The sequence below is a fragment of the Planktothrix sp. FACHB-1365 genome, assembly GCF_014697575.1.
Lineage (GTDB): Bacteria > Cyanobacteriota > Cyanobacteriia > Cyanobacteriales > Microcoleaceae > Planktothrix.
Window position 1 is genome coordinate 1 of record NZ_JACJSC010000005.1, and the last position, 19,869, is coordinate 19,869.

Genomic DNA, 19,869 nt, shown 5'->3' on the forward strand with positions numbered 1-19,869 from the left:
AACTTAATAATTTTTTCTCAACGTTTCCGATGGTAATCAGAGGGGTAATCGGGTCTGATTCTTTCAGGGAATAGATATCTAATTTGTCCTCGTCAGAGTCAAACAGGCCCCAATAGGTCGGTAAACCCCGGCTATCGCTTCCCAGATAAATACTCCCGTCCGCAGGTTCGCGCAATTCCCCCTCTGCTAAAACGGGGTGATCAATTAAGCAAGCGATTTCCGTTGCTTCTGGCTCGGTTGTGGGGTCATTGCTTGGCTGTACAGCGACATCTTCAACCGTTTCAACCGCTTCAAATTCATTGGCGATCGCATCCCCAATGGCAGTTAACCAGGTTTGTTTATAGGACAAGCTGCCAAACTGTTTCACATCTTCTTTACTCAGTCCCAACTCAGCCGCGTCCTGCTTGAGTTCATTGAGGGACTTCTGTTGTAAAGATTCCGACTGAAGCCGCTTAACGGCTACACTGGCTGACGCCATAATAGAGTCATCTCCTATTTTTAGGGGTTATAGACCCACTGGTGAGAGGTTCCAATTCGCGCCAGTGGGTTTTGATTTGTCGTCAAGCTATCACTAGCTGACAATAACTGAGTCTTGCTGTGGTAGCATAATCAATATAGTAACACGAAGTGATAGGATGGCAAGTAGATGACTACACAAATTTTTGTAAAGGAACCTGTTGATGTGGGTGGCAAAGTTCAACAAGCCAGAATAACCGCTTACATTCCTCACGATGTCAAAGAGCGCCTAGAGAAACTGGCAGATTCGGAGGACAGGACGTTGAGTAACCTTGTGTCCATAATTCTGAAACGTTATGTAGAGAATTCCGAAAACAAGTAGATAAAATGCCATTACAAACAACTCAACCCCCTAGCGTTTTGCCGGGGGGTTGTTTGTTAGGTCTAGGATTAGGTTTTAACTGCAATCAAGATGATAGTAAATCCTAAACTTTAAGGGTAAAATTAAATTAGTTCATCACGTTTATAAACCATCCCGTTAAAAGGATGGTTTTTGCTTTAACTCAGAAGGCTTAAAGCTTGTCTGATAGCATCTTTAATTTTACCGCCAGCGTTAGCTTTTAAGGTTAGGGCATCCTCTAGGATATCTTTTAATTGTTGACTTATACTTGTTACAGGTTCTTGTTCTATACTTGTTACAGGTTTGTCTTCTATACTTGTTACAGGTTTTAATTCTCCTGTCTGTCTATATTCCTCTATCAACTGTTCAACAATATCTTTCAGGGGTTCAGGGACACGGATAACTACAGTTTGATAGGGTGCTTTTTTCCCTCTACCGCCTTTGATATAATCAGTCATATTGGGGTAAGTCCTTTAATGTTCATACCTACATTAAACCTGTTACAAGTTTGTTTGTCAATACCTGTAACAGGTTTTTTATTAGATTTTTATTCACTCAAGGGTTGATAGGGCTAACGCTTCCCCTTGGTGTCTAGTTGCACCGGGGGTGTCAAATAGCGATCGCTAAAAAAAAGGTGACGGTTCAGAAGTCCTTCGGTGTAAGGGTTTAAAAAAAAGGTGACGGTTCAACTGGGGTGGTGACGGTTGGGTGACGGTTCAGGTGACGGTTCAGGACTCCCTCTATATATATCTTTCAGCCATTGGTGACGGTTCAACCCCTATTTCAGAAAAAAAATAGAGAAAAAAATAAAAAAGATAAGGGGAATAGTCGGGAAAGGAAGGGTTAGGGAAGACATAAGATGCCTCTGTATTAGAGTACAAGGGCGTTAGGGGTGTTACGTTGCCGGGGAACTATTAGGGGAAAGATTAAAGACAGACTCCGAGAAGACGTTGCAACAACTCAGAGCCAACGACTCACCCAGTCCTGAAATCTGACCGCAGTGGATTAGCAGAACCATAGATATAAATGATGGGGGCTTGTTTCTAACAGGCCTCTATTATTGTGTGGGGTTGCCTCTGAAAGTCTGGCTCTGACCGTTTGGGTTATCAAGTTTCTTGGGGGATTGGGAGAGCGATCGCTGTCGTTACTGTCTGGATTAGAAATTGGGGTGAGGTTGCCTGCCGTTGCCTGAACTATTAAATAAAGTTTCAGGATTGTGAGTTGTGTTGGGTTTGGGGAGTTGTGAACCCTGACAAATGGGGATAAAAGCAGTTTGATGTCTGTTTGACGTCCAGACATCAAATAGACATCAAATTAAGACATCAATCTATCCCTACAGCAAAGGATTACCCATCAACTAAAAACCCCTACACCGTAGATAGGGTAGAGGTTAGAGGGAATGAATAAATATAGTGTTTTTGAAAGCGGGTGGCGGGAATCGAACCCGCATTAATAGCTTGGAAGGCTATAGTTTTACCACTAAACTACACCCGCACTGTGTTTCACAATTTCTAACTATAGCATAAACTCCAGAAATGTAAACCCAGTTCTCAAACTTTTTTTTGAGGACTGGGGAACACAGAGGGGAAACAACTAAGACACGGAGGATTCAACGGTTTGTTTCGGCTTGAATTGCACCGTCAAATAATTGATCGCCTGTTTCACAAAGGACTGTAACAAACTAGCTTGTTGATTTTGCTGAAAGACCGTTTGTAGGGTTTTCTTGAGATTATCCCAATTCAGACTCGGATTCTCAGCGGCGTCTAACTGGATGTCCTGCGCTTGAAAATACTCAATTAAACTCAACCCTGCAATTCGGGTTAAATAGGCCGCGCTGACTCCCTGAACCAGACTTCCAGCAATAAACGTTACGGTATTACTTTTCAACAATGAGGTTAAAGTTTGGGTGGAGATTTCCACAAACCCTAATTTCAACATCTGAGTGCTGATAGTTGTTGCAACTTCTTGACCTTGCTGAAGGGAGAATTTTTGTTGATAAATCGCCCCTAAATCCATGACTAATTGAGCATTAACCGCCGCCGTTGCTAACATATCTAAAGCCGGAACTGGATTGGCTACTGTTGCCGCCGCCGCAATCCATTGATATTGTTCAATTAGAGGTAACGCCTGTTCTCGACGCAATTGATTAACAATTTCTTTCGCCTCTTGTCGCAATCCTAACGCTTCCCGATAGGTTGTTGCTAATACTAAGGCTTGCTGTTCTTGACTGACAATAGAATCAAGGTGCTTTGTTAACAAATCGAGAATCGGTGATTGCGCTTCTAGCCATTCTTTAAACGTCCCATCCTCTTGGTGTTGACGAACTTTCACCGGATTTGGAGACGCGGCGATCGCAATAATATCATCCGAGGATAACACCCCGGTTAATGTGGTTTTTAACTGCTGCAAAATCACAGGTTGATCGCCAACTAAATATTGATCTTGCTTATTCCACACTAAAATAACTCGATGGTAATTTGCCACCAGTCCCGAAAGAATCTTAAATTCCGGGTCAGTTAAATCTCCCCCGGTCACAAACAAAACCACATCCGCAGTCGTTAAATTGGGGATAGGAGAATTGAGATCGGTTGCTGAAACTTCTACCAAACTTAAAGTTTGAGACTGTTGAGGTAGCCAGTCCGACTGTAACCGTTGTAACAACGCTGTTTTTCCCACGCCTTTGTTACCCACCAGGACGATATTTAGGTCGGTTCGTTGCAGATGAGTCTTGAGTTGCTGCGCTTGCTGTTGTAGGGTGTCTAAACGGCTGTCCTGAGTTGGGGTTTCAGTGGCTAGACGTTGGATCAGAGCTTGGGTTTGGGCGATCGCTTTTTCCACTAATTCCTGATTTAACGATTCTGGAGGGGGCGACAATTGTAGAGGTTCTGTCCCTTGTTGCTTCCACCACCACAGTCCGGCGCTTCCTAACGCTAAACTAAACAGCATCATTTGTCCGAATTCGGACGCTGAATGCTGAAGACTTTGCAACAGCCATAGACCTAACGAAAGTCCTATCCCTCCCATTAAAATTGGGCGTTCCAATTTAACTGCCATCTCATCCTCCGCCAACGTTATCAAACCTTAGATTTTCAGTGGGGTTGGTTTGACATAAACCCTAATTTCTATGGTACTTCGACTCTGGCAAGTTGTGGAATTTTAGATCAAAATGATCAGAACAGATCCGTTTGTCAGAATCCCAGATTTTAATGAATCAGACTAAACCGATTGAGGAATAAATTAGACTCTGAAAAACCAGGAATTGATTTTGAACCTCTATGAACAGGGTCAAATTTATGATTACCTTATCGCCCGATTTACAGGCAACAGAATCCTCTATTTTAACCCTTCTCAGTATCAGTTTAGATTATCTAACCGATGCTTGTGTTTGGCTGACAAAAGAGGCTCGAATTCAAGGTTATAATACAGCCTTTAAAGAATTGGTTTTAGACTATAAAGACAATCATTTAGTTGAATTAGATTCTCTCGTTGATCTTCCCTTGAATGATTGTTTGCCCCTAACCCAAAACGGAAACCCGATTTCAATATCAGCCTATCCTAACCCAGAAATACAAAAGGGCAATTCTTGTCCCATCAATTATGAACTACAACGAGGAGAAGAACTATTTTTTTTGAGGATTTCAGGAAAGGTTTTAAATCTTCAAGGGCAAGAAATCATTATTTTATGGATTCGTAATATTACTTCCCTGAAAAACTTGGAATTTCAATATCAACAAAAAGAACAATCTTTACGCCAAACTGAAGCTGTATTAAGAGCAACCTTAGAAGCAACAGCCGATGGAATATTAGTGGTGGGGGAAGATTGTGACGTTCCCGTTTATAATCAAAAATTTTTAGATATCTGGTCAATGCCTGAAGTCTTAATGCAACCGAATCGTAATCAAGAACGAGTGAAATTTGCGGCAGAAAAAACCTTAGATCCAGTAGGGTTTATTAATCGGATTAAAAACTTTTCAACTCAACCCTCTCAAAACGTTATTTTAGACCGCATTGAGTTAAAAGATGGTCGAATTTTTCAGCGTTATGGTCAACTCCAATGGCAGGGAGATCGCATCATGGGTCGAGTCTTCAGTTTTCGGGATATTACTCAACAGATAAAAATTGAAAAATCCTTAAGAGAAAGTGAAGAACAATTACGGACTTTGATTAATGCAACACCGGATATTATTTGTTTTAAGGATGGAGAAGGACATTGGTTAGAATCTAATCAAGCAAATTTAAATTTTTTAGAACTAGAAAATGTACCTTATCAAGGCAAAACAGATTTGGAATTAGCAGAGTTAAAACCTAATTATCGAGAAGCATTATTACATTGTCAAGCGACTGATGAACAAGCTTGGCAAAATGCTGGTATTTATAGAATTGAAGAAAAAGTTCTACGTTCCGATGGTCATCTGACGATTTGGGATATGATTAAAGTCCCCCTATTTGAACAGGATGGCAAGCGTAAAGGATTAGTAGTTTTAGGACGGGATATTACGCATCAAAAACGAGCCGAAGCGGATTTAAAAGCCAGTGAAGAAAAATTTAGACGAATTGTTGAAACGGCTCATGATATAATTTATTTAATGAATGGGGAAGGAATATTATTATATATCGCGCCTAATTTATTAACATTAACTGGCTATTTTCCCCATGAACTTGAAGGACAACTGTTTACACTCTTTATCCATCCAGAGGATATATCGAAAACTTTTACTGTCTTTCAAACAGTCATTACCAGTGGAAAACAACAATTCGATATTGAATTTCGGGTTAAACATCAAGATGGTACTTGGAATTGGTATAGTGCAAATTGGTCAGTTTCTCAAGATGCTCAGGGAGATCAATTAGTGGTCGGAGTTTCCCGAAATATTAATGAACGTCGCCGTTTAGAAAATGAATTTATCTCTTTAGTTAGTCATGAATTAAGAACTCCATTAACCTCTTTAGTGGGGGGGTTAGATTTATTAGCATCAGGACAGTTAGGACTGCTAACAGAACAAGGGAAAAATTTATTAAGTATTGCGATTAACAATACAGAACGATTAATTCGGCTGGTGAATAATATTCTGGATTTAGAACGCATGAAATCCGGTAAAATTTCCCTGCAAAAGGTTAACTGTAATTTAGCAAATTTAATGATTAAAGCTCAAGAAGCCATGCAAGTTATGGCGGATCAAGCTCAAATTGAATTTGAAGTTGATCCGTTTGATTATTATCTGTGGGTAGATCCAGATCGCATCATTCAAATTTTAACAAATTTATTAAGTAATGCGATTAAATTTTCTGAACCCAAACAGAAGGTTTGGATGACCGCAGAAGTGATCAAATTACAGGAAAATGGCTCAACAATTCCCTACATTTGTTTGCAAGTTAAAGATCAGGGTCGAGGAATTCCTGCTGATAAACTACAAATCATTTTTGAGCGCTTTGAACAAGTGGATGCTTCTGATTCTCGAACTAAGGGTGGGACAGGTTTAGGATTAGCAATTTGTCGCTTGATGGTTGAACAACATCAAGGAAAAATTTGGGCCGAAAGTCATTTAGGGCAGGGAAGTATATTTTATGTGATGCTTCCTATCTGTTAAACTCACTCCTAGAATTAACGCTCAACAAATTCTCGATATCTTCTCGATTTTGAGTTAAGATTTGAAGTTAACTCTGTCACCCATAAAAACGCAAACTAATCAGATTACAAGGATAAATGTTATGCTGAACAAACAAATTTTAATTGTAGATGATGAACCCGATGTCCGAGCGATCGCTAAATTAGGATTAGAATTAGGGGCAGGTTGGAAGGTGATTACCGCTTGTTGTGGTGAAGAAGCATTAAGCCTTGCCGCTAACCATCAACCCGATGCTATTTTATTAGATATGATGATGCCTGATATGGATGGCAGAGTGACATTAGAATATTTAAAATCTAATCCCCATACCCAAAATATTCCAGTGATTTTAGTAACGGCAAAAGCTCAACAGTGGGAACGAGAAAATTTTTCAGGAATGGCGGTGGCGGCTGTATTTGCAAAACCTTTTCGACCCTTAAAATTAGCTGAACAAATTAGTCAAGCTTTGAATTGGCTGAACTAGCATTGATAAAATAGTGGGAATGAATTTTAAGTTGTAATGTCCTGCTAAATTTAAACACCTATTAACCAGAATCTAACTAAGATGGATCTAGTTTTCTCAAGTCAACTTCATGTTTCCCCCTTTTTACCCTCAGAACTGACGTACTAACCCCGAAAAACTGAGCTTTTTATTCTCTTCCTGAATCTGCCATCACTTCATTCTATTAAAAAACTGGGTTTTTGCGACTATTCTGACCCTGAAGAATTACAATAAAGGTTAGGTTTACCCGATCTTAAATCTTCAATTATGTCCAAATCTAAAAAAACCGAGCCAAAAATTACCAAAGACATCAATCTTAAAGCTCCTCAATATTATCTCAGCCGAGAACTGAGTTGGTTAGAGTTTAACCGTCGCGTTTTAGCCGAAGCTTTAGATCCTCGAACACCTTTGTTAGAACGACTGAAATTTTTAGCGATTTTTAGTTCTAATTTAGATGAATTTTTTATGGTGCGCGTTGCTGGAATTAAGCGACAAATTGAAGCTCAAGTGAATAAAGTCACTGCCGATGGTCGAACCCCCCAACAACAACTCAATGCCATTCATGAACGGTTGTTACCGATGGTAATGGAACAGCATCAATATTTTGAACAACAGATTAAATCCGAATTAACTAAAAATGGAATTCATTTATTAAATTATATTGATCTGAATCAAGAACAACGAACGTATTTACAGCGTTATTTTGAAGAGGGAATTTTTCCGGTTTTAACGCCCTTAGCCATCGACCGCAGCCATCCCTTTCCCTATTTATCAAATCTGAGTTTAAATTTAGCGGTTGTTCTCAAAAATCCTGAAACTAAAGAAGAATTATTTGCGCGGGTGAAAGTACCCAGTTCTTTTCCGCGATTTATTTCCTTACCTAAAGAATTACGAGGACAAGCCAATGGGGAATTTGCGGCTTGGATTGGGGTTCCCATTGGTCAAGTCATTGCCCATAATTTAGAATCGTTATTTCCCGGAATGGATATTCAAGATTATTACATTTTTAGAATTACACGGGATGCAGATTTAGCGGTTCAAGAAGATGAAGCAGATGATTTATTATTAGCCATTGAACAAGAATTGCGAAAACGCCGCGTTGGGGGATCTGTTGTTCGTCTGGAAATTAATAGTTCAATGCCCGATTATTTACGCAGTTTATTAGCTGATGAATTAGAATTAGAATCAGAAGATATTTATACGGTAGATGGATTAATGGGGCTACGGGATTTAATGTTTTTTCTCAGTTTACCTTTACCCGAATTAAAAGATAAACCTTGGAATGCGGTTTTACCGCGTTGGATGAAGGATAGTGAAGATATTATTCCAGCGACATCAGGAGAAGATGAAAAAGATATTTTTGCGATTTTACGACAAAAAGATGTCTTAGTGCATCACCCGTATCAATCGTTTTCGGCAACAGTTCAACAGTTTATTAATCAAGCTGCCCATGATCCGAATGTCTTAGCGATTAAAATGACTTTATATCGTACTTCCGGGGATTCTCCGATTATCACGGCTTTAATTGATGCGGCAGAAAATGGAAAACAGGTTGCGGTTTTAGTCGAAATTAAAGCTCGATTTGATGAAGAAAATAATATTCAATGGGCGAAAAAACTAGAACAAACGGGGGTTCATGTTGTCTATGGATTAGTCGGACTAAAAACCCATACTAAAGTTGTGATGGTCGTGCGTCAGGAAGCGGACGGAATTCGCCGTTATGTTCATATTGGAACCGGAAACTATAATCATAAAACAGCTAAACTGTATACCGATTTAGGATTATTAAGTGCCCGACCTGAACTGGGAGCAGATTTAACAGATTTATTCAATTTTTTAACCGGATATTCCCGTCAGCAATCCTATCGGAAATTGTTGGTTGCGCCTGTGAATATGCGACAACGATTTTTAGACTTAATTGATCGAGAAACCGAACACGCTCATCAAGGTAAAACAGGTCGAATCGTTGCTAAAATGAATTCCTTAGTTGACCCGGAAATTATTGAAGCTTTATATGCAGCTTCTCAAGCGGGAGTGGGTATTGATTTAATTGTCCGAGGAATGTGTAGTTTGCGTCCCGGTTTAGAAGGAATTAGTGATAATATTAAGGTGATTAGTATTATTGGACGATTCCTAGAACATTCTCGGATTTTCTATTTTAATAATGGCGGACAGGAGGAGGTTTATATTGGTTCAGCCGACTGGATGCCCCGCAACTTAAATCGCCGCGTTGAAGCGATAACTCCCATTCAAGATCCTGATATTGCTAAAGAGTTAGAAGAGATTTTAGGAATTATGTTATCCGATAATCGTAAAGCTTGGGATTTACAACCTGATGGTCAATATATTCAACGTCGTCCTGCTGAAAATGCTCCCGAATTATGCGCCCATGATATTTTAATGGAGACGGCTTTAAAAAGTTAAGGATGATGAATTATTGGTTACTGAAATCTGAACCGGATGTTTATAGTATTGAGGATTTAAAACGCGATCGCATTTCCCTCTGGGATGGGGTGAGAAATTATCAAGCTCGAAATTTCCTCAAAGAAATGGAAATTGGAGATCTGGCGTTTTTTTATCATTCTAATACTAAACTTCCCGGAATTGTGGGACTCGCTAAAATTATTGAAAATCATTTGATTGATCCCACTCAATTTGATGCCCAGAGTCCCTATTTTGACCCCAAAGCAATGCCCAATTCTCCGAGATGGTATACGGTTAAAATTGAATTTGTGGAGCAATTTCAGAGTATTATTAGTTTAGATACCTTGAAACAAACCTTTAATTCTGAAGAATTTGGCGTTGTTAAACGGGGAAATCGTTTATCCGTCATCCCCGTTTCACTATCCGTTGCTGAGAGAATTTTGAGGTTACAATAATCAGGGTTTTCCTTCTCTTCCCTAGGAGGATTGAAGAAAATCGCGCCAACTGCTACAATGATGTAGTATGTAAACATTACACTTTTAAATTTTGAGGCATTGATTCAAACAGAAACCCTAGATCTATTAGAATGGGAACGGTTATGTCGCCATTTATCCACCTTTACGGCGACAAAACTCGGTGCTGTGGCGGCGCAGCATTTACATATTCCCACGACTCCCACAGAAACCCTGCAATTATTAGCTCAAACCCAAGAAGCTTACACCTTAGAACTGCGACAAAATGGTTTAAAATTTGAAGGAATTGAAGATATTGGCGTTTATTTAGAACGGGTAGAACGCCAGGGAATGTTATCAGGAAATGAACTGCTTAATATTGCAACGACTTTAGCAGGTGCAAGGCAGTTACGACGCAGTATTGATACCCAATCTGATATTCCAATTTTAACAAACTTAATCTCAGAATTGCGAACCTATCCTGAGTTAGAACAGGAGATTCATCGCTGCATTGATGAACGGGGAGATGTTGCCGATCGCGCGAGTCCTAAATTAGGAGAAATTCGGGGGCGGTTACGCAGTATTCGAGATCGAATTTATGATATTTTGCAAAATATTATTCAACGAAAATCTAATGCAGTTCAAGAACAGTTAATTACCCAAAGGGGCGATCGCTTTGTTATCCCCGTAAAAGCGTCTCAAAAAGATGCAATTCCAGGGATTGTTCATGATAGTTCAACCACAGGTTCAACCCTCTATATTGAACCCAAAGCTACCATTGATCTGAATAATCAACTCAGACAAATTCAACGGCAAGAAAAAGCCGAAGAAGACATTATTTTACAAGCTTTAAGCGAACAAGTTGGAGCGGTTAAACCGGATTTAGAACGATTATTAATCATTGTCACAACCCTGGATTTAGCCGTTGCTAAAGCTCGTTATAGCTTGTGGTTAGAAGCAAATCCCCCCAAATTTATTGATGTAGAATCCTCAGAAGAGGCAACTTCAAATCCTATTAACCTCCGACAACTTCGCCATCCTTTATTAGTGTGGCAACAGCAACATGAACAAGGCTTCCCCGTTGTTCCCATTGATGTTTTTATTCATCCCAAAATTCGAGTTGTAGCCATTACCGGCCCTAATACCGGAGGTAAAACCGTTACTTTAAAAACCATTGGATTAGCCGCATTAATGGCAAAAGTGGGGTTATTTATTCCAGCCAGAGAACCCGTAGAATTACCTTGGTTTGAGCAGGTTTTAGCTGATATTGGAGATGAACAATCCATTGAGCAAAGTTTATCGACATTTTCCGGTCATATTCGCCGAATTAGTCGAATTTTAGCTGCGATTAATTCTCAAGGTGAGACTGAAGAAAAGACTCGATCTTCGAGTTTAATTCTACTCGATGAAGTGGGGGCTGGAACCGATCCCACCGAAGGCAGTGCTTTAGCGATCGCCCTTTTACAATATTTAGCAGATCATAGCTTATTAACCATTGCAACCACTCACTTTGGGGAACTGAAATCGTTAAAATATGACGATGAACGGTTTGAAAATGCCTCCGTTGAATTTGATGAACAATCCTTACAACCCACCTATCGATTATTATGGGGAATTCCAGGGCGTTCTAATGCCTTAACCATTGCCAAACGTTTAGGATTAAACTCAGAAATTGTCGAACAAGCGGCGAGTTATGTCGGGGAAAGTTCTGAGGAAGTTAATCAAGTAATTGCGGGGTTAGAAGCGCAACGCCGTCAACAGGAAACCAAAGCTCAAGCTGCTAGTCAGTTATTAAAAGATACAGAACGTTTGCATCAGGAATTAGCCCAAAAAGCAGCCGCATTAAAACAACGAGAAAGGGAGTTAAAGCAAGTTCAAGAACAGGCAATTCAAGATACTTTAATTCAAGCAAAAGCGGAAATTGCTAAAGTGATTCGGCGCTTACAACAAGGAACCCCAACGGGTCAAGATACCACCCAAGCAACGGAGGCTTTAAATCAAATTGCCCAACAGTATTTACCTTCTCGAAAAGAACCCCCAAAACCACCCCCAGAGTTTAAACCAAAAGTGGGAGATCGGATTAGAATTCCCCGGTTTGGTCAAACGGCTGAGGTTTTAAGTGAACCGACTTCTGACGGTGAAATTACCGTGCGGTTTGGGATAATGAAAATGACTGTAGGGTTAGCCGAAATTGAGTCCTTAGAAGGCTTAAAACCGACTATTCCTAAACTCCCAGAACGGAAAAAAGAACCCACTCCTGAAAAGGAACAAAAACCAGAACGACCTATTGTTAGAACGTCTAAAAATACCATTGATCTTCGAGGAAAACGTACCTCTGAAGCTGAAATTGAACTGGATCGAATGTTGGGTCAAATTCATGATTTTGGAGCAATTTGGATTATTCATGGAAAAGGAACCGGACAACTGAGAAAGGGAGTTCATGAATTTTTGACCAACCATCCGTTAGTAGAACGATTTGAATTAGCTCCACAAAATGATGGGGGAATTGGTGTTACAATTGCTTATTTAGGACATTCCTAAAACAAGGCATGAATTTAACTTAAATTCAGATCACTTGTAAGGGCGAGGGAACCTCGCCCCTACGTCCGTAATGCAGGTTCAAGGTTAATTTTGAGGATTAATAATAGGGGTTTTTAAAAATGCTAAATTCAGATAAAGCTGATATTCAAATATCTAACCCTAATTTAAAGGATTTAAACCCCGAACCGAACCCCGAACTCTTCGGAAAGATTACCCTACAAATTCAACTATCATTATTAGCTATTGAAGCCTTAACTGGAATAGCCTTAGAAACCATTTTACAAGTCGGAAGTCTACTAAAAATAGAGACTTCTGTTCCTGATCAAATTCAATTATTACAAAAACACTCAGACCAAAATCCTCTATCTATTGAAGAAATGCGATCGCTGGTTCTGATTATTTGTTATATTGCTCAACAGGATCAAGTGTTAATTCGCCGTGCATTAGGGTTAGTCGAACAAATGGCACATCAAAAAACCGAATTTCGTCAAGTCACCTTGCTACGGGACTATTTAGATACCTTTAAGGACAGTTATCAACAATGGATGACCTCAAACCCTAAAACCCCCTTAGACCTGGATACCCTAGCCATTAAATTACTGATTGATTTATTATTTTATAGTAAACCTGATAGCCATCAACAATTATGGTTAACACTGATAGAGTCGCCAGTTTAGTTTATCCTTAACGGTTAAGATATTATGATGATTATTCGACGCTATACCCCCCCAACTTGCAGCTTAGAAGTTCAGGCGAAACGTTCTTTTCTATCTCGTCTGAAACAACAACCGATTTTAGAACAGTTTAAATTTAAACTTTGCTTTGATGATCCACGTTTACCCGATGCCGATCATATTACCATTGAAGGCGATCGCACTCAACTAGAAACCCTCTATCAAGTTATTAAAAATTATATTCAAAATTTTCTTAATTTCTCTCCCAAATCTACTCATCAATCTGAAACTTTATCCCTTAATTCTTCTACAGAAAATACCCCAGCTTATGTAATTTTTGATGGTGAACCTTCGGAAATTACCATTAAACCCGATGGTTTATTATATCATAACTTATTTTTCGGTAATTTATCCGATAATTCTGCCCAGTCTTTAGTTCATTTAAGCGTTTTACAACTCTTTGATCTGGCTACGGCTTTAGATGAATATGCAACGGAAGCCGAACAATTACCGAATCTAAAATCCTTAGAAAAAACCACACCGGAATGGTTAAAAACGATTTTATTTATTATAATTTCTATTGGTTGTTTAACGGGTTTAATTAGACTCATTAATCTCTATCGCCAACCTCAAACTCAAACCGCCACCCAACCGTCCCAAACCGTTCAAATTCCGCCCCCTAATTTGGTTCCCTTACCCCCTCCTCCCACCTTAGCCCCCCTTCCCGTTCCCTCTGTACCCCCGCCCGCCCAGGTCAAAGTCGCCCCCAATTTACCCCCCGTCAATACCGCCCCCCTCCCCGTTCCCGCCCCCCTATTTCCCGACTCAGTATCCCCCCAAACCTTCCCCAACCTGACCCCCTCGGAACCGGGGTTAATTATTATTCCCCAGGACTCTCCAGCAAGGGATGGGTCTGCACCTCCCCCACCGCCACCCCTCGCCGCACCCGCACCCCCACCGCCCTCCGTCGCAGTTACTCAACCTCAAACGCCGCCTCCATCTCCCCCGGTACTCTTTGCACCCCAAACCATTGAATTACCCACTTTAAAAAATGCACAAACCCCGATTATTTTAGAAGTTCCTTCTCCTGAAACAACGGCTGAAAAACCTTCTAATTCTTCCTCGGAAAATTCTAATACTGATGAAGAAAATTATTTAGCTCAATTGAATAAACGTCCGCCAACAATTGCAGCAACTCGTCAACAGGATACTACCCTATTTGATCAAATTCCGCAAGTGGCAGAAGTTAGAAACTATTTTCAAAATATTTGGTATCCTCCTAAAAATTTAAAACGCACGTTACAATATAGTTTAACCCTTAATTCCGATGGTTCTTTGCAGAGTATTAACCCGGTGGGTCAGCCTGCGGTTAATCGTCAAAAACAACTGGATTTTCCAGAAATTGGGAAACCTTTTGTTTCTCCCTTGGAGTCAGGAAAAACCCCTAAAATTCGGTTAATTTTACAGCCGGATGGGAGTGTTCAAGCATTTTTAGAATCCTTGAATTAGGGGTTTTATAGGGGTGTTTCCCAAAATTTCCCCGTTAATAAACTGTCTATATCCTGGGGAAACGGACAAACATTAGGAAATTCTGCATCATATTCAATTCTCATATTTTCCAAAGCTTCCTGATAGCAATCAAGATAAATTTCTTGTAGATAATTTCTCAAACTTGGAGAATCCTTTAACTGTTTTTTAATATCCTTTTGGGTTCGAGAAATGGTTACTTCCCAACCTCGATAACAATCGGGTAACGGAACATAACATCGTTTTAAAGCGTGTTCAAACAACGTTGTTAACCGACTTTCTAATTCCCGTTTATCCCGCTTTCCCAAAGATTCGATCTCCTCAATTAAATTGTCCCAATCTAAATTTTCAATATTTCGAGATTTTAACTGATTAACGGTATCTTCAATCCACAGCGCAAAATCAATATCATAAAGTGTTTTTAACGAAGTTTGAGTCATAATTATAACCTACATCTTAATCATAATTTAATTTTAACGCAGTTGAAATGCGATCGCCCATTGATTCATCTTGTCATACTGAGTGAAACGAAGTATCTTAGAGATATTTCTTGCACATTTTCTTGTTGCTAGGTTCTACCTAGCAATACTTTAATCAGGCTCCGCCTGCTGTTAACAAGAGGCAGAGCCTCCTGAATAGAGTTCCCAGGTAGAACCAGGGAACCAGGGATCACCTTAATTTTCTGTCTCAACTTCCATCTCCCTTAAAAACAATTGACCCAAAGGATGTTGATACAAACCCTCTAATTCCTCAGCGCGACCTGCGTTAATTACTTCTCGCCATAATTGAGTTAAATTCTCCCAAGTTGTAATAGTGTCAGGGTGTTCTGTTCCTAATTTCTGTATCCGAATTTCTAATGCTCGTAAATACAATAATTCCGCTTCGCTGTAGTTTCCCTGGTTAGAGTACAGAAGAGCTAAGTTGTTTAAGGCGGTTGCTAAATCTGGATGGTCTGGGGGTAAGGATTTTTCATCAATGGCAATGGCTCTTTTCAACAAGGGTTCGGCTGCGGTGTAGTTTCCTTGATGAAGGTACAGATTGGCTAACTTGTTTAAGTGGGTTGCTAAAGTTGGATGGTCTGGCGATAAGGATTTTTCAGCAATGGCAATAGCTCTTTTATACAATAGTTCGGCTTCGGTGTAGTTTCCCTGGTTAAAGTACAAACTGGCTAAGTTGTTTAAGTAGCTTGCTAAAGTTGGATGGTCTGGGGCTAAGGATTTTTCAGCAATGGCAATAGCTCTTTTGTACAAGGGTTCGGCTTCGTTGTAGTTTCCCTGTTTAAAGTACAAACTGGCTAAGTTGTTTAAGTGGGTTGCTAAAGTTGGATGGTCTGGGGGTAAGGATTTTTCATCAATGGCAATGGCTCTTTTCAACAAGGGTTCGGCTTCGCTGTAGTTTCCCTGGGAATAGTACAGATTCGCTAAGGAGCTTAAGTAGGTTGCTAAATATGGATGGTCTGGGGATAAGGATTTTTCGGCAATGGCAATGGCTCTTTTGTACAACAGTTCGGCTTCGCTGTAGTTTCCCTGGGAATTGTACAGATTGGCTAAGTTGCTTAAGTGGGTTGCTAAAGTTGGATGGTCTGGGGGTAAGGATTTTTCGGCAATGGCAATGGCTCTTTTGTACAACAGTTCGGCTTCGCTGTAGTTTCCCTGGGAATTGTACAGAGCGGCTAAGTTGCTTAAGTCGATTGCTAAATCTGGATGGTCTGGGGGTAAGGATTTTTCATCAATGGCAATGGCTCTTTTCAACAAGGGTTCGGCTTCGCTGTAGTTTCCCTGATTGTTGTACAGATCTGCTAAGTTGTTTAAGTGGATTGCTAAAGTTGGATGGTCTGGGGGTAAGGATTTTTCATCAATGGCAATGGCTCTTTTCAACAAGGGTTCGGCTTCGCTGTAGTTTCCCTGGGAATTGTACAAATAGGCTAAGTTGTTTAAGTCGGTTGCTAAACCTGGATGGTCTGGGGGTAAGGATTTTTCATCAATGGCAATGGCTCTTTTCAACAAGGGTTCGGCTTCGCTGTAGTTTCCCTGGGAATTGTACAGAGCGGCTAAGTTGCTTAAGTGGGCTGCTAACTCTGGATGGTCTGGGGGTAAGGATTTTTCATCAATGGCAATGGCTCTTTTCAACAAGGGTTCGGCTTCGCTGTAGTTTCCCTGGAAATAATACGCTACACCCAGTCCCTCGCAACTCTTAGCCAAATCAGGATGATCAACGGGTAAACGTTTTTCTGCTAAATCTAAACCTTTCTTCGACCAATATTCAGTTATTCCATAGCGACCTTGACCAACATAAAAATTATGTAAACCCACATAAGGGTAAATTAAATCCTCATTTCTCAGTGCATCGGTGAAGTGGGTGGCGACTTCTTCCAGATGCGGAATGATTAACGTTAATTTGGCGATATCATCATTCGTTAAAATACTAAGATCAGGCATTTCCTTAACTTCCGTTGCTAGGGTTTGCGTGATCGCTTTTTTCAATAGATTAATTTCCTCAACAGGTACAGAAGTATTCCCTAAATTAGTTAACATTGTAGACCTCCATTTCTTCTCTAAAAAACTGTCGAATTAATTGATGTAAACTAACGGTATTCGTTGAATCTTTAATTAAATGTAAACGCCTTAAACTGCGACGAGATTGTTGTAATTGATTGCGATTAAAGGGGATTTCCCGGTTCTGACAATAGTTAACTTCTGTTTTCTCCACCAACTCCCAAGGAATTTCAGCCGCAGCGAATAAACTTAATAATAAACCCAAATGTTGCCCTGGGGCATCTAATCTTTCCCAACTCAAATCAAACGCCGCCGCCACCCCCCGTTCTGCGGTAAACGTCCAGGGTTGATTATTCTCCCGTCGCAGAGCATCATGTTTTAACCCCAGTTGATTTAACTCGAATAAAGTTTCTGCTATGGATAATTCTTCGGTTGGTTCTTCGGTTAATTCTTCTAAATAATGACTCACTAATTCTAACCCTAACGGCAAATATTCTAACCATTCACACAACTGTTTTGCATCGTCTAACTGTTTGTTAATGCGTTGTTCTCCCAGTCGCACTTTTAATAAATTTAAAGCTTCATCGGGGTGCAGAACGTTCAAGGGTAACACCCCAAAATCTGACCCAAACTTCCAGCGCGTTGTTAACAGAACGGCAATTTGTTGTAAATTTTGCGGTAAATAAGGTTCAATTTTATTTTTATAATCCGGGTCAGACACATCATCAATCATCAATAACATTTTCCCATCCGGTGGCTGTTCTAACCACTGTCGCCAACACAGGCGAATTTTACTGTCTACAGGTAGTTGAGGATTCGGTTGAAAATTGCTAAAATTTTCTTGGGTAAATGTCATAATTTGGGCTGCAATATCTTGTTGGGCGGCGGCCGATACCCAACACAATCCTTTCGGGTATTGCTGTTGATATTGTTTAGCATATTGTAACATCAATTCTGTTTTCCCAATTCCCCCCATTCCCGACACTGCACACACCGCCACCTTTCCCCTTTCTTGCAAAAGGTGATGGAGTTCGGCTAAGGCTGCATCCCGTCCTACAAAATATTTCTGGTCTTTTATTCCGAAGTTAAAACAGTTATTCCGAGGTTGCGGTAAATTATCAGTTGAGATAGGAGATTCAACGTTATTCTCGTCTTCCGTTTCGAGATTATCCGTTTTAGAAATCGTTTCTGAAACTGCATTCTGAGTCTGACCTGAATCAACTCCAGAATTAATAGATTTTAAATATTTTTCTTCTAAAAATCCCTTTAAAATCTCAAATTTTCCCTTAGTTGGCCCATTTAGATCGGCACGATCTTTAGAAAATTTTTTATAAACCTCAGCCAATCGTTTTTTTAATGTCTCAATACCAATATGTAACTCATCTGCTATTTGGGCTTCATTTTTCCCCCCATTATCTATTTTAAACCTAGCTATAAAAGCTTCTTTTTGCGGTTCTGTTAATTCAGATGTGTTCGCAATGGAATCTAAAAACTTATCCCACTTCGCCTTATCCCAATCCATAGTTAGTCATTTTTTCAATTAAAGAACAGATTATCATATCATTTTAAAAATGTCTAGCCACACAGAAACCGGGTTTCTTGAAGAAACCCGGTTTCTATGGTTTCTAGGAGCGATCGCATTGAGCAAAATTATTCACTCCATCCCAGTTATAATAAGTTGTCACTTGACAATTTAAACACAATAAACTATAATTTATACAAGCTCAAACTTTTATGTCTAGGAAAAAACATCCTAAACCAGATATTGAAGCAGCCTTGAAATATGCTGAACAAAATGGATGGCGTATTGAAGTGGGTGGATCTCATGCGTGGGGAAAAATTTACTGTCCTTATAATAACAAGGATTGTCGTTGTGGAGAATTTTGTATTGTCAGCGTTTGGAGTACCCCTAAAAATGCAGGCAATCATGCTAAACTAATTCGTCGTGTTATTGATAACTGCACCGTTCATCATCAAGCACAAGAGGAACATTAACAAATGCCAGAATATGATTTTATTTTAAACTTTAATCTTCCAGATAGTCAAATTAATCTCGATCATTATTTAGAGACTTTAGCAACAGAAGGTTGTGATGATGCCTTAATTGGAATTGGCAAAAAGGGAAGAATTGCGCTCAACTTTATCCGAGAATCTTCATCAGCAACAGAAGCAGTTTATAGCGCAATTCGAGATGTGAAACGGGCTATTCCCCAGGCAGTTTTGACTGAAGTTAGCCCGGATTTTGTGAGTTTAACCGAGGTTGCTAAATTGCTCGGATGTACGCGGCAAAATATTCGTAATTTGATGATGAAGGATGAACTCAAATCTCCACAGCCTATCTATGGGGGAACTCCTTCCATCTGGCACTTATCCGATATATTGCACTGGTTATGTAATGAGAAAAATTACCGAAATAGAATTCAGCCGAATTTATTAGAATTATCTAAGGTTAATAAAGATTTGAATATTGCTAGGGAGTGGGAAACAGTTAATTCTGAAGAAAAGCAAAAAATGATTAAATTGTTTAGCCAAATTTCTGCTTAATTGATCATTTATTGTTGTTAAGTTCTACCTATAGCGGTGTGCAATTGTAGGAGGTACAGCAGCAGTGCCAGCGTCCTCGCTGGCTAGTTTATATAAAAAGAATCATCTGTACCTCATTGGAGTGAAAATTGCTATATTGTCATACTGAGCGTAACAAAGTGAAGCGAAGTATCTTAGAGATATTTGTTTGTTGCAGATTAGTATCTGATAGATTCTTCATTTCGCTAACGCTCCATTCAGAATGACAG

The 19,869-nt window shown here is 39.8% G+C and carries 15 protein-coding genes, 1 tRNA gene and 1 pseudogene; 10 read left to right on the plus strand and 7 right to left on the minus strand.

The features are described 5' to 3' along the window. Nucleotides 1-478: pseudogene (locus tag H6G57_RS08645) on the minus strand (hypothetical protein); the annotation flags it as partial. A 168-nt stretch (nt 479-646) separates the two neighbouring features. Here H6G57_RS08645 and H6G57_RS29735 point away from each other — a divergent pair. Further along, entirely contained in the window at nt 647-838 is a 192-nt protein-coding gene (locus H6G57_RS29735; protein ID WP_190517706.1) for a hypothetical protein, read from the plus strand. 176 nt (nt 839-1,014) lie between these two features. On the opposite strand, the gene H6G57_RS08655 is transcribed toward H6G57_RS29735, so the two are convergent. From H6G57_RS08655 to H6G57_RS08665, 3 genes are all read right to left on the minus strand, one after another. Further along, entirely contained in the window at nt 1,015-1,314 is a 300-nt protein-coding gene (locus tag H6G57_RS08655) for a hypothetical protein (RefSeq protein WP_190517707.1), read from the minus strand. Nucleotides 1,315-2,279: 965 nt separating this feature from the next. Next, nucleotides 2,280-2,350: transfer RNA gene (locus tag H6G57_RS08660), tRNA-Gly, on the minus strand. A gap of 99 nt (nt 2,351-2,449) precedes the next feature. Then, entirely contained in the window at nt 2,450-3,910 is a 1,461-nt protein-coding gene (locus H6G57_RS08665) for a DUF697 domain-containing protein (RefSeq protein ID WP_190517709.1), read from the minus strand. 239 nt (nt 3,911-4,149) lie between these two features. Here H6G57_RS08665 and H6G57_RS08670 point away from each other — a divergent pair, with 239 nt between their 5' ends. The 7 genes from H6G57_RS08670 (at nt 4,150) to H6G57_RS29370 (ending at nt 14,564) form a co-directional block, all read left to right on the plus strand. Continuing rightward, the gene (locus tag H6G57_RS08670) at nt 4,150-6,444 is read left to right on the plus strand and encodes a PAS domain S-box protein (protein ID WP_190517711.1); all 2,295 of its coding nucleotides are present in this window, start codon (nt 4,150-4,152) and stop codon (nt 6,442-6,444) included. A gap of 121 nt (nt 6,445-6,565) precedes the next feature. Beyond that, entirely contained in the window at nt 6,566-6,946 is a 381-nt protein-coding gene (locus H6G57_RS08675; protein ID WP_199314127.1) for a response regulator, read from the plus strand. 285 nt (nt 6,947-7,231) lie between these two features. Further along, the gene (gene ppk1 / locus H6G57_RS08680) at nt 7,232-9,388 is read left to right on the plus strand and encodes a polyphosphate kinase 1 (protein WP_190517713.1); all 2,157 of its coding nucleotides are present in this window, start codon (nt 7,232-7,234) and stop codon (nt 9,386-9,388) included. A 5-nt stretch (nt 9,389-9,393) separates the two neighbouring features. Then, on the plus strand, nt 9,394-9,843 hold the full coding sequence (locus H6G57_RS08685; RefSeq protein WP_190518059.1) for an EVE domain-containing protein: 450 nt from the start codon (nt 9,394-9,396) through the stop codon (nt 9,841-9,843). A gap of 99 nt (nt 9,844-9,942) precedes the next feature. Next, on the plus strand, nt 9,943-12,381 hold the full coding sequence (locus H6G57_RS08690) for an endonuclease MutS2 (RefSeq protein ID WP_190517715.1): 2,439 nt from the start codon (nt 9,943-9,945) through the stop codon (nt 12,379-12,381). A gap of 119 nt (nt 12,382-12,500) precedes the next feature. Then, the gene (locus H6G57_RS08695; protein ID WP_190517717.1) at nt 12,501-13,058 is read left to right on the plus strand and encodes a DUF3038 domain-containing protein; all 558 of its coding nucleotides are present in this window, start codon (nt 12,501-12,503) and stop codon (nt 13,056-13,058) included. Between the two features lie 24 nt (nt 13,059-13,082). Next, complete coding sequence (locus tag H6G57_RS29370) at nt 13,083-14,564, plus strand: DUF4335 domain-containing protein (protein ID WP_190517719.1); 1,482 nt, start codon at nt 13,083-13,085, stop codon at nt 14,562-14,564. 5 nt (nt 14,565-14,569) lie between these two features. Here H6G57_RS29370 and H6G57_RS08705 read toward each other — a convergent pair whose 3' ends face one another. From H6G57_RS08705 to H6G57_RS08715, 3 genes are all read right to left on the minus strand, one after another. Then, nucleotides 14,570-15,022, minus strand: coding sequence for a DUF29 domain-containing protein (locus H6G57_RS08705; RefSeq protein WP_190517720.1), 453 nt, complete (start codon nt 15,020-15,022; stop codon nt 14,570-14,572). Between the two features lie 234 nt (nt 15,023-15,256). Further along, entirely contained in the window at nt 15,257-17,116 is a 1,860-nt protein-coding gene (locus H6G57_RS08710) for a tetratricopeptide repeat protein (RefSeq protein WP_190517722.1), read from the minus strand. Next, complete coding sequence (locus H6G57_RS08715; RefSeq protein ID WP_190517724.1) at nt 17,106-18,599, minus strand: NB-ARC domain-containing protein; 1,494 nt, start codon at nt 18,597-18,599, stop codon at nt 17,106-17,108. The genes H6G57_RS08710 and H6G57_RS08715 overlap by 11 nt, the downstream gene beginning before the upstream one ends. A gap of 212 nt (nt 18,600-18,811) precedes the next feature. Here H6G57_RS08715 and H6G57_RS08720 point away from each other — a divergent pair, with 212 nt between their 5' ends. After that, complete coding sequence (locus H6G57_RS08720) at nt 18,812-19,072, plus strand: hypothetical protein (RefSeq protein ID WP_190517726.1); 261 nt, start codon at nt 18,812-18,814, stop codon at nt 19,070-19,072. A 3-nt stretch (nt 19,073-19,075) separates the two neighbouring features. After that, nucleotides 19,076-19,621 carry an AlpA family transcriptional regulator gene (locus H6G57_RS08725; protein WP_190517728.1) on the plus strand — a complete coding sequence of 182 codons (546 nt, stop codon included), beginning with the start codon at nt 19,076-19,078 and terminating at the stop codon, nt 19,619-19,621. The last annotated feature ends 248 nt before the right edge of the window (nt 19,622-19,869 follow it).